Source organism: Actinotalea subterranea, assembly GCF_008364845.1.
Lineage (GTDB): Bacteria > Actinomycetota > Actinomycetes > Actinomycetales > Cellulomonadaceae > Actinotalea > Actinotalea subterranea.
This window is the reverse complement of record NZ_VTTP01000006.1, coordinates 206,895-217,888: the sequence shown is the minus strand read 5'-3', so window position 1 is coordinate 217,888 and position 10,994 is coordinate 206,895. Positions and strand designations below refer to the sequence as shown.

Sequence of the window (10,994 nt, the reverse complement as noted above, 5' to 3'; positions counted from 1 at the left end):
CCACTACCGTCAAAACCCGACCGTCACGACGGCCGAGACCAGAGAACCGAGCCTCCACTGAAGTCGGGGCGGTTCACGGGAGGCGAACTGGTCCCACGAGGAGTACCTCGCCGCGGTCCTCGAACGCCAGGTCGCCGACCGGGAGTCCGCCGGCACCATGATGCGGATCCGCACCGCGCACTTCCCGGCGATCAAGACCCTGGAGGACTTCAACCTCGAGCACCTGCCGTCCCTGCGCAAGGACGTCCTGGCGCACCTGGCCACCGCGACGTTCGTGCCCAAGTGCGAGAACGTGATCCTGCTCGGACCGCCCGGACTGGGCAAGACGCACCTGGCCATCGGGCTGGGCATCAAGGCCGCCCAGGCCGGCAACTCCGTGCTGTTCGACACCGCGACGAACTGGATCGACCGCCTGGCCCGCGCCCACCACGCCGGCGCCCTGGAAGCCGAGCTGAAGAAGATCCGCCGCTACAAGCTCATCATCATCGACGAGGTCGGCTACATCCCGTTCGACACCGACGCCGCGAACCTGTTCTTCCAGCTCGTCGCCTCCCGCTACGAGACCGGCTCGATCCTGGTCACCTCGAACCTGCCGTTCGGGCGCTGGGGCGAGGTCTTCGGCGACGAAGTCGTCGCCGCGGCGATGATCGACCGCCTCGTCCACCACGCCGAGGTCCTCACCCTGGCCGGAGAGTCATACCGCACCCGAGCCCGCCGCGAGCTCCTCGCCAAGGACCGCGACAAGTAGACCAAGACGAACCCGCCGGGGGGTCAATCCCAATCCGACGACAGGGGGTCAGTTCCAACCCGTCGTTGACAAATTGGGCGGTATCGAGCCTCCGATTCGTCAGGTTGAACCGGTGCCGCGTCGCAGCCGAGATCAGCGCCCCTTCTACAAGGGCGGCCGATTGTGGATCCGGACACCTAAGGACTTCGGGAACCAACGGACCGAACTCCCGGAAGGCGAGGGCGAGGTCTGCGTTCGGGTCGTCGCTGCCGTGGTCCGTGATTCGACCAAGAGCCCCTCGGCCGATGTACCGCACGACGCCGTGAGTGTCACTCCACATGTACACATAGCACTCATCCTGCGGCACGGCGCACCTCGTTCTCTGTCGACCCAGACGGCTCGGCCACCACTGCCGGTTCCACACTGGACAGCCGGAGTGCGCGTAGCCACGCCTCCGATCCGTGACTCTAGTGGCGAGCCACCCAGCCAGGCCGACCTCGCGCACCGATACGCCCCAGCCCTGGGCGCGACGAGTGGCCCTTGCGTCGTGCTCGAGAGTAGAGGAGTGCGCCCCACCCTGCGCGGGTGCCAGCGCACCGAGGTCGTGCTCGCTGTTGCCGGGATAGAACTCACAGCGCCGGGACACCTCCGGGCACGTGCGCGAGTCACGGCGACGCGTCGTCGACCCGCCGAGCATGGCACGGCTCAAGGCGCTCGCGAGGCGCGGGCCGTTGGCGGTCTGACGACGTTGAGAAGCAGAGTCGGCGAGCGGATTCGAGCGACACGCCACGTCGTGGGGTCCGCCTGAAAGGCGCCGGTGCGTCCGACGTCCTGCACCACATCGCCGGTTGCGCCAACGACGAAGGCCCGGACCATCAGGGCCGGGCCTTCGTCATCTTGTAGCGGGGGCAGGATTTGAACCTGCGACCTCTGGGTTATGAGCCCAGCGAGCTACCGAGCTGCTCCACCCCGCGTCGGCTCCGTAACCATACGTGGGCTCCGCCGGTGGGGCAAATCCGTTCCCACCCGGTGCCGCCGCACGCCCCGGCGCCCAGCCTCACCCCGCACCCACGCACCCCCGCACAGCGCGAGGCCCGGCCGGGCACACGCCCGGCCGGGCCTCGATCGCGCCGCTACGAGCTGCGGCCGCTCAGCCCTCGAGCTCGGCCTCCGCGGCGATGGCCCTCTCGAGCGCCTCCTGCAGGCGGTCCTGCGCCTCGCCGTACTTGGCGAAGTCACCGGCCGTCAGCGCCGTCTGGCTGTCCATCATGGCCGTGCGGGCGTCCGCCAGGGCCGTGTCCAGGCGGGCCCGGGCGTCGCCCGCCTCGGGGGCGGTCGTCGGGTCCGTCGTGGGCTCGTCGGTCGGCGCCGTGGTGGGCGACGTCGTCGGCTCCGCGGTGGGTTCCGTGGTGCCGTCACCCTCCTCGCCGTCGACGGGCGCGTCAGGCACCTCCTCGGCGTCGTCACCCGGCTCGGGCGCCTCGACACCTGCGTCACCGCCGAACACCTGGTCGAGCGCGCCCTCGAGGTCCTCGGCGAACCCGATCTCCTCACCGAAGGACACGAGCACGCGCTGCAGCAGCGGGAACTGCGTGCCCTGCGACGACTGCACGTAGACGGGCTGCACGTAGAGCAGGCCACCGCCGACGGGGAGCGTCAGCAGGTTGCCGCTGCGCACCGTCGAGTTGCCCTGCCGCAGCAGGTTGAGGTTCTGGGACACCTCGGGGCTCGCGTCGAAGTTGTTCTGCACCTGGCCTGGGCCGGGCACCGTCGAGTTGCGTGGCAGCTCGAGCAGCCGGAGCTGGCCGTAGCCCTCGCGTCTGACGCCGTCCTCGTTCCCCGGCTCGGCGTCGACCGCCAGGAACCCGGTCAGCACCTCACGGTCGGTGTTGCCACCAGGCACGAAGGTCGACGTGAGCGAGAACGTGGGCTCGTCCTGCGTCGGCATCTTCAGCGTCAGGTAGTACGGCGGCTGGAGCTGGGTGTCCGTGACCGGGTCCTGCGGGTTCCGCCAGAAGTCCTGACCGGAGTAGTACTCGGACGCCGTGCCCACGTGGTACGTCGTGAGCAGCTCGCGCTGGACCTTGAACAGGTCCTCCGGGTACCGCAGGTGGCTCATGAGGTCGCCGTCGATCTCGCTCATCGGCTTGATCGACGTCGGGAAGATCTCGCTCCACGCCTCGAGGATCGGGTCCTCGTCGTCCCACGCGTACAGCGTGACCTCGCCCGTGTAGGCGTCGACCGTGGCCTTGACCGAGTTGCGCAGGTAGTTGACCTGCTGCGGGGCGAGCGCCGCGATGGTGTCCGACGTCGCCGTGAGGGCGTCCGTCGTCGCCTCGTCGAGGGCACGCGACGCCGAGTACGGGTAGCTGTCCGCCGTCGTGTAGCCGTCGACGATCCACACGACCTTCTCGTCGACGACCGCCGGGTACACGCGCGTGTCGAGCGTCAGGTACGGGGCGACCTTGCCGACGCGGTCACGCGGGTCGCGGTCGTAGAGGATCTGCGACTCCTCGGTCACGCGGTCGGAGAAGAGGATCTGCTCGGACCCGAACTTGAGCGAGTACAGGGTCTTGGTCCACAAGTCGCCGATCTTGGGCCCGGCGTCGATCTCGTCCGTCGGGAAGCTCGTGTTGACCTGACCGCCGGCCTCGTCGTCCGGGTAGTCGAGCTCCCACGGCTCGGTCTCCTCGGGGGCCCCCACGATCGAGTACTCGGGGGTGTTCTGGCCGAAGTAGATGCGCGGCTCGTAGTCGCCGAGCGACCCGGTCGACGGGATGCCGCCCTGGTAGAAGGCCGGCCGGCCGTCGGCGCCCGTCGTGTTGCCGTAGGCGGCGACGACGCCGAACCCGTGGGTGTACACGGTGTGCTCGTTGACCCAGGTGCGCTGCTCGCCACCGAGGCCGTCGAGGTTGAGCTCGCGCACCGCGATGACGGTGTCGCGGCTCTCGCCGTCGATCTGGTACCTGTCCACGGAGAGCGTGTCGGGGAAGTCGTAGTACTGCTTGTTCTGCTGGAGCTGGCGGAACGACGGGCTGACGATCGCGGGGTCGAGGAGGCGGATGCTCGCCGCCGTCTCCGCGTCCTCGCGCAGAGCGCCCTCCTCGGCCTCGAGCGCAGCGTCGTACGGCGTGATCTCGACGTCCTCGAGGTCGAAGGCCGCACGCGTCGCGTCGATGTTGCGCTGGATGTACTCGGCCTCGAGCTCCTGCGCGTTCGGCACCACCTGGAACCGCTGCACGATCGCCGGGTAGATGCCGCCGATCGCGATCGCGGAGACGACCATGAGCCCGACGCCGATCGCCGGCAGGCGCCAGTTGCCGCGGAAGGCGGCGATCACGAACAGCACGGCCACGAGGACCGCGACGCCCGTGAGGATCGCCTTGGACGGCAGCACAGCGTTGACGTCCGCGTACAGCGCGCCCTGGATGCCCTCGATGCGCTCGGCCGAGTTCGTCAGCAGCGAGTACCTGTCGAGCCAGTAGTTCGCGCCGATGAGCAGCATGATCACCGCGGCGGTGATGCCGAGCTGGATGCGTGCGGCCGACGTCGTGCGCTCGGCGCCCGGTCCCCCGCCGATGCGGAGCCCGCCGTACAGGTACTGGGTCGCTGCGCCCGCGATGCCCGCGATGACCGCGACAGCCATGAGGAACGAGACGACGAAGCGCAGGGTCGGGAGCGTGAACACGAAGAACGACAGGTCGAGGCCCCACTGCGGGTCGACACGGCCGAAGTCGCCGCCGTTGAGGAACAGCAGCACGTCGTCCCAGCGGGCCGACGCCGCGGCACCCGCGAAGAAGCCGAGCAGCGTGGGCCCGACGATCATCACGATCCGGCGCAGCGGCTCGATCATCTCGCGGTACTGGTCCAGCGACGCCTGCTCGGGCGTCGACGGCGCGTACACGGGTCGGCTGCGGTAAGCGACCGACAGCGCCGCGAACACGGCACCGGCCATGACGAGGAACGCGCCCGCGAAGAGCGCGATGCGCGTGAACCACTCGGTCTTGAGGACCTCGAGGAAGCCCAGCTGGTCGTACCAGAGCACCTCGGTCCACACCTGGGAGGTGATCATCAGCAGGATCCCGGCGGCCACCAGCACGACGATCGTGGGGCCGAGGGCACCACGACGTCGGGGTGCGGAGGCACCGGCGGGGCGGGGCGTGGGGGCGAAGGTCACGTCAGGGCTACCTCAGGTCGTCGGCTCGTCGAGTCACACGCCCGGCCGCCGCCTCGCGGCACAGTCCACGCCGGGTCAGCAGGTGAACGTCCCTGCCGATCCACAGGTTCCCACAGACCTCCCGACGGCGTGGCCGCTCGCCCGGTGCCCGCGAGCGCCCACCGCGACCCCGGCGTCGACCACCTGAGAGCATGGCCCGCATGAGCCTGCACGACGACCACGCCCCCGCCCCCTCGGACGACGTCGCCCACCGCAACGGTGAGGCGACGACGACGGCCCTGGCCCTGCCCGTCGCCGCGCTCGCGGAGGCGGTCCACGAGATCGAGCGGCACGTCGCGAGCGGCGGCTGGGACGGCCCCGTGCGCGTGTTCGCGCTCGTCGGCACCGCCCGCGCTCTCGACGCCGAGCCGACGCTCGAGGCGCAGCTCCCCGCGGAGGTCGTCGCCCGCGCCCGCCGCGACCCGCACCACCTGACCTCCGTCGAGCAGGAGGAGCTGCCCGCGGCCCCGTCCCTCGAGGACCTCCTCGCCGGGCTGTCGTGGCCGCCCGCCGTCGACGGCGCGGCCGTCGTCGTCGAGCGCGTCGTGCTGCCGCCCGCCGCCGAGGAGGGCATGCCGCCGGAGCCCGACGCCGCGCTCGAGTACCTCATGGCCCACCCGGACCGGCAGGACGTGCGGATCGCCGTCGGTGCGCTGCGCTCAGGGGGCTCGTGGTGCGCGGTACGGACCCGCGCGAACGACGCCGACGACCAGGTGGGCGGCGGCCCCGACCTCGTCCCGGGGCTCGTGGAGGCCGTGCGCGCGACGCTCGCCTGACGAGCCGGTCACTCGCAGCGGGGCAGGCCCTCACCCTCGCCGGCGCCGATCGCCTCGACCGCCGCGCGGGCCTCGTCGAGCGTCGCGACCCGGACGACCTCGAGGCCGTCGGGCTCGTACCCCACGACCTCGTCGCAGTTGGACGCCGGGGCCAGGAACCACATGGCGCCGTCCTCGAGAGCGCCGACCATCTTGTGGCGGATGCCGCCGATCGGACCCACCGTGCCCGTGAGGTCCATCGTCCCGGTGCCCGCGATGCTCACGCCGTTCGCCTCGTCCGCCTCGGTGAGCTTGTCGATGATCCCCAGTGCGAACATGGTCCCGGCGCTGGGCCCGCCCACGTTGTCGATCTGGATCTCGACGTCGACCGGGAGGTCGAACTCGGGGTCGATGTACACGCCGAGCTGGGCACTGCCGTCCTCGCCCTCGGTGGTCGTGACGTCAAGGTCGTGGCGCTCGCCGTCGCGCTCGACCCCGAGCACCACGGTCGCGCCGGGGGCCACGGCGTCGAGCGCCGCGCTCAGCGCCGAGAAGCTCGGGACCTCCTCGCCGTCGACGGCGACGATGACGTCGCCGGGCTGGACCACGCCCTCGGCACCCATGCCCTCGACGGTCTCCTCGACCGTGAGGACCGTCGGGACCTCGTAGCCGAGCTCCTCGAGCGCCGCGACGGTCGCGTTCTCCTGCGAGGAGATCATGGCCGCCTGGTTGCGGGCGTCGATGTCGTCACGCGACTCCGAGGGCGCGAACACGAGCTCGACGGGCGACACGGACGAGTCGGCCTCGAACCAGCCCTGCAGCACCTGGGCGATGCCCACCGGGTAGTCCGGCCCGCCCGCGACCTGCACGGTCGTGAGCAGCAGGTGCCCCGTCGACTCGTAGGAGGGCTCACCGGTGACCGTGATCAGCGGCGTGCCGTCCTGCTCGCCGAGCGTGTCCCGGGTGGGCCCCGGCGAGCTCACCGCGTACGGCATCGGCAGCACGGCAGCGACGGCGACGAGGATCGACGTCAGCACCGTGGCCGCGGCCAAGGTGATCGCGCGCGGCGTGAGCGGCTCGGGCTCAGGGTCCGGCCCCGGCAGGGGCGGGGCTCCGGCAAGGACGTCGGGCGCGTCGTTCACCGGGACATCATCCCCTCCCCGGCGCCTCAGCCGTACCGCCTCAGCCGCGCCTGCCGCCAGATCGCCGCGGTCCCGAGCGCCGCCACCGCAGCCCCGGCCGCGCTCCACGCCACGTCCCGCCCGCCGCGGGGCCGGCCGCCGAGCGAGACCCGCCCCCGGACCGTCTCGAGCAGCACGCGCAGGCACGCCTCGCCGTCGTGCGCCGCCGCCCAGCCTGCGGCGCGCAGCCGGGCCGGGTCGACCGTCCACGGGTAGACGACATAGCTGAGCCCGTCCGCCGGGGCGGGCAGCGCCCCGACCCGGTGCAGGCGCTCGGCCGTCGCGAACGCGGTGCTCGCCGGCAGCTCGACGCGCCGCATCCCGGAGATGCGCACGACGTCCGCGGCCCCGAGCACCGGGTCTGCCGCCACCGTCGCCGACCCGGACCAGCCCTCACGCACCGCGACCTCCACGGCCGACGCCACGTCGTCCACGTGCACCAGCTGCCACGTCCGGTCGCCGCCCCGCACGCTCAGGAGCCGGGGCGCCGCGAAGTGCCGGGTCACCAGGGTGTCCACTCCCGGCCCGACGACGGCGGCCGGCCGCAGCACCATGACCGCCGGGCCGGGGCCGGGCGCCGAGGCCGCACGGGCCAGCACCGACTCGACCGCGACGAGGTCCCCGACCTGCCCCTCGCCGGGCACGGTCATCGGCTCCTCGTCGTCGGTGATGACGGGGCGACCCGGCCCGGCACCGTGGACCATCGCCGAGGTGATGGCCACGACCTGGCGCACCCCGGCCAGCCGCGCCCCGGTCAGGACGCGCTGCGCCTGGTGGACCATCGCCGTGCGACGGTCCTGCGCCTCGGCCGCGCTGCCCGCCCCGCCCGCGCCCGGCGTCCCCGGGCCCGCGAGGGACAGGTCGGCGTCGTCGCACACCAGCACCACGACGGCGGCCCCGACGAGCGCCTCCTCGGGGGCCGTGCCCGGGAGGTCCGGGACGGCGCGCACGATCCCGTGGCGGGCACCTCGCCCGGGCCCACCGGCCGCGCCCGGCCGGTCGCCTGCGTCGTCGGGCCCACCGCCGGCGGAGGGCAGGCCGTCCGCGCACGCGCCGGGTGCGGCGAACCGCGTGACGACTGCGGCAGCGAGCGGGCCACGCCCGATCACGACGACGTCGCCCGGACCGTCGGGCGGCACGAGGCCGCACGACGCGTCGCCGGCACGGGCGCTGCGCCCAGAGCGAACCTTGCCCGACATCGCCTCCGCCCCCCTCCTCCGGCCGCCGTTGGTGGTTACCGTGGTCACGTCCCCGGCCCATCGTCCCAGGAGTTCCGATGAGCACACCGCCACCCGACAACGATCCTGGCCGAGGTGTGCCGCCCCAGTGGGAGCAGCTCCTGCGTCAGGTCCTCGGCCCCGACGCGGACGCCGTGCTCGAGGAGCTCGCGGAGCGCGGCGGCCTCGAGGGGCTCGGGCTGACGGGACCCGACGGCGCACCCGTGGACCTCGCCGGGCTCGCCGCCGCAGCCGGCCTGCCCGACGACCCCGCGGCGCTCGGCCAGATCCTCGCCCAGGTCCAGCGGATGCTCGCGTCCTCGGGCGACCAGCCCGTCAACTGGGACCTCGCGCGCGACCTCGCCCGGCAGGCCGCCGTCGCCGAGGGCGACCCGTCCGTGAACGAGGCGCAGCGTCGCGAGGTCACGAGCGCCTTCTCGGTCGCGGAGCTCTGGCTCGACGCCGCGACCGACCTCCCCCCGTCGGGCGGACCCGTGCGCGCATGGAGCCGGTCCGAGTGGGTCGAGCACACCCTCGGCGCGTGGCACGCGCTCGCCGGCCCCGTCGCGACCTCCGTCGCCGACGCCCTGGCAGCCTCGCTGGGCCCGCAGGCCGAGGGCCTCACCGCGATCACCGGGATGCCCGGCACCGAGGGCACCGGGGCAGGTGCCGGCCAGATGATGCGCCAGCTCGGCGGCGCCGTCTTCGGCATGCAGGTGGGCCAGGCCGCCGGAACCCTCAGCCGCGAGGTCTTCGGCAGCACCGACATCGGGATCCCGCTCACCGAGGGCCCGGGCGTCGTGCTCCTGCCCCGCAACGTCGCCCAGTTCGCCGAGGGGCTCGACGCCCCGGCCGACGAGGTCCGCCTGTTCCTCGCGATCCGTGAGGCCGCGCACGCACGGCTCTTCACGCACGTCGGCTGGCTCCGCGGGCACCTCCTCGGCGCCGTCGAGGCCTACGCGCGCGGCATCCGCATCGACATGGAGACGCTCGAGGACGCCGTCCGGTCCATCGACGTCACGGACCCGCACGCGCTGCAGTCGGCGCTCTCCGGCGGCGTCTTCGCCCCCGGCACGACACCCGACCAGGACGCCGCGCTGCTGCGCCTCGAGACCGCGCTCGCGCTCGTCGAGGGCTGGGTCGACGAGGTCACCGCCGCAGCGGCCGCCCCCCACCTGCCCCACACCGCCGCGCTGCGCGAGATGATGCGCCGCCGCCGCGCCGCGGGCGGTCCCGCCGAGGACACGTTCGCGACCCTCGTGGGCCTCGAGCTGCGCCCCCGCCGCTCCCGCGACGCCGCCCGCCTGTGGGCGCAGATCACGAGCGACGGGAGCACGTCCGCGCGCGACGCCGTCTGGGGGCACCCCGACCTGCTGCCCACGGGCGAGGACCTCGACGACCCGAGCGGGTACGCAGCCCGGCGCGCGGAGGCCAGCTCCGACCACGCGGACCTCGACCGCGCGCTCGCGGAGATCTTCGGCTCGGACGACGCCGCAGACGCACCCGACGCGTCGGCCGGGCCAGCGCCGGACCCCGAGGAGCCGGGAACCCCGGACGAGGCTCCCGGGACGCCCGAGGCGCGCAGCTAGGGCGCGTCTCCCGGGGACGACGGCGCGCCCTGACGCGGGCGGGACGTCTCGTCGCTGCGCGGCCGGTGGTCGACGAGGCGGTTGAGCCGCTCGGACATGACCAGGCCCAGCGCGACGAGCGCCGCCAGGAACAGCGGGAGCACCCACATCCCCGTCCAGCTTGCGATCCCGCCGAAGAGCGGCGGCGCGAGCGTCGAGCCGGTGTAGGCGGCGGCCATCTGGACGCCGATGACCGCCTGCGAGCTCCCGCGGCCGAAGTTGACGGGGGTGGAGTGGATGATCGCCGGGTAGACGGGCGCGCACCCCAGACCCGCGACCACGAGCCCGACGAGCGCGAGCGCGTCGGTCGGCACCGGGAGGGCGAGCAGGGCGACGCCCAGGCCGACCGTCACGAAGCCGCCGCGGATCAGCTGCCGGTCGCCGACACGGTCGGCGAAGAAGCCGGCCAGGAAGCGCCCGCAGGTGATGCCCAGGAGGAACAGCGAGGCGAACGCGGCCGCCGTCCCAGGGGTGACCCCGCGGTCGGTGACCAGGAACGTCGACGCCCACAGCATCGTCGTGCTCTCGAGCCCGCAGTACGCGAAGAAGGCGATCAGGATCAGGACGACGCCCGGGATCCGCAGCGCGTGCGCGAGCGGGACGTGGGCACGGCCCCTCCCTGACGGCTCCGTCCCGGCGTCGTGCACCTCGCCGGTCGCTCGTGCGCGCGCGGCCGGGACGACCGGGTTGACCCTCCCCCACAGCGGCACGCTCACGATCAGCACGAACGTGAGCACGACCTGGATGAGGCCGACGACCCGGTAGGCGCTGGACCACCCGGCACCGGAGGTCAGCGCGTGGCTCATGATGAACGGGCTGATCGAGGCGCCCAGGCCCCAGAAGCTGTGCAGCCAGTTCATGTGCCGCGCGGCGTAGTGCAGGGCCACGTAGTTGTTGAGGGCCGCGTCGACCGCGCCGGCGCCCAGCCCGTAGGGGATGGCCCACAGGCACACCAGCCAGAACGAGCCGGAGACGGAGAAGCCCACGAGGGCCGCCGCGGTCAGCCCGACGCTGACGGCCGTGACGGCGCCGGCGCCGAACCGGCGCGTGACGCGCTCCGACGCGAGGCTGGAGAGGATCGTGCCGCCGGCAATGATCATGGTCACCAGGCCCGCGAAGGCCACCGGCACACCGAGGTCCTGGTGCATGACCGGCCAGCCCGAGCCGATGAGGGAGTCCGGGAGCCCGAGGCTGACGAAGGCGATGTAGATGATCGCCAGGAGGAGTGAGTACACGGCTCGGTGGTCTCCCGTTCGCGGGGCACGTGGGA

Annotated in this window: 6 protein-coding genes, 1 tRNA gene and 1 pseudogene; 3 read left to right on the top strand and 5 right to left on the bottom strand. The window is 73.0% G+C overall.

Annotated features, from left to right (window positions below):
* Positions 1–73: 73 nt before the first annotated feature.
* Positions 74–748: pseudogene (gene istB / locus FZ988_RS12460) on the top strand (IS21-like element helper ATPase IstB); the annotation flags it as partial.
* 879 nt (positions 749–1,627) lie between these two features.
* Here the strand turns inward: istB and FZ988_RS12455 are convergent.
* Positions 1,628–1,701, bottom strand: a tRNA-Met gene (locus tag FZ988_RS12455).
* A gap of 176 nt (positions 1,702–1,877) precedes the next feature.
* Positions 1,878–4,904, bottom strand: a complete 3,027-nt coding sequence (locus FZ988_RS12450) for a UPF0182 family membrane protein (RefSeq protein ID WP_149204338.1) — start codon at positions 4,902–4,904, stop codon at positions 1,878–1,880.
* A gap of 200 nt (positions 4,905–5,104) precedes the next feature.
* Here FZ988_RS12450 and FZ988_RS12445 point away from each other — a divergent pair, with 200 nt between their 5' ends.
* Entirely contained in the window at positions 5,105–5,719 is a 615-nt protein-coding gene (locus FZ988_RS12445) for a PPA1309 family protein (protein WP_246169469.1), read from the top strand.
* A gap of 8 nt (positions 5,720–5,727) precedes the next feature.
* On the opposite strand, the gene FZ988_RS12440 is transcribed toward FZ988_RS12445, so the two are convergent.
* Together FZ988_RS12440 and FZ988_RS12435 are read right to left on the bottom strand one after the other, a co-directional pair.
* The gene (locus FZ988_RS12440; RefSeq protein ID WP_246169468.1) at positions 5,728–6,840 is read right to left on the bottom strand and encodes a YlbL family protein; all 1,113 of its coding nucleotides are present in this window, start codon (positions 6,838–6,840) and stop codon (positions 5,728–5,730) included.
* A gap of 26 nt (positions 6,841–6,866) precedes the next feature.
* Positions 6,867–8,078 (bottom strand): NAD-dependent epimerase/dehydratase family protein, encoded by a 1,212-nt coding sequence (locus tag FZ988_RS12435; protein WP_246169467.1) that lies wholly within the window; start codon positions 8,076–8,078, stop codon positions 6,867–6,869.
* Between the two features lie 77 nt (positions 8,079–8,155).
* On the opposite strand from FZ988_RS12435, the gene FZ988_RS12430 reads away from it, so the two are divergent.
* On the top strand, positions 8,156–9,685 hold the full coding sequence (locus FZ988_RS12430; RefSeq protein ID WP_149204337.1) for a zinc-dependent metalloprotease: 1,530 nt from the start codon (positions 8,156–8,158) through the stop codon (positions 9,683–9,685).
* On the opposite strand, the gene FZ988_RS12425 is transcribed toward FZ988_RS12430, so the two are convergent.
* Positions 9,682–10,959 carry an MFS transporter gene (locus tag FZ988_RS12425; RefSeq protein WP_223145123.1) on the bottom strand — a complete coding sequence of 426 codons (1,278 nt, stop codon included), beginning with the start codon at positions 10,957–10,959 and terminating at the stop codon, positions 9,682–9,684. The two genes, FZ988_RS12430 and FZ988_RS12425, sit on opposite strands and share 4 nt — an antisense overlap.
* Positions 10,960–10,994: the final 35 nt, after the last annotated feature.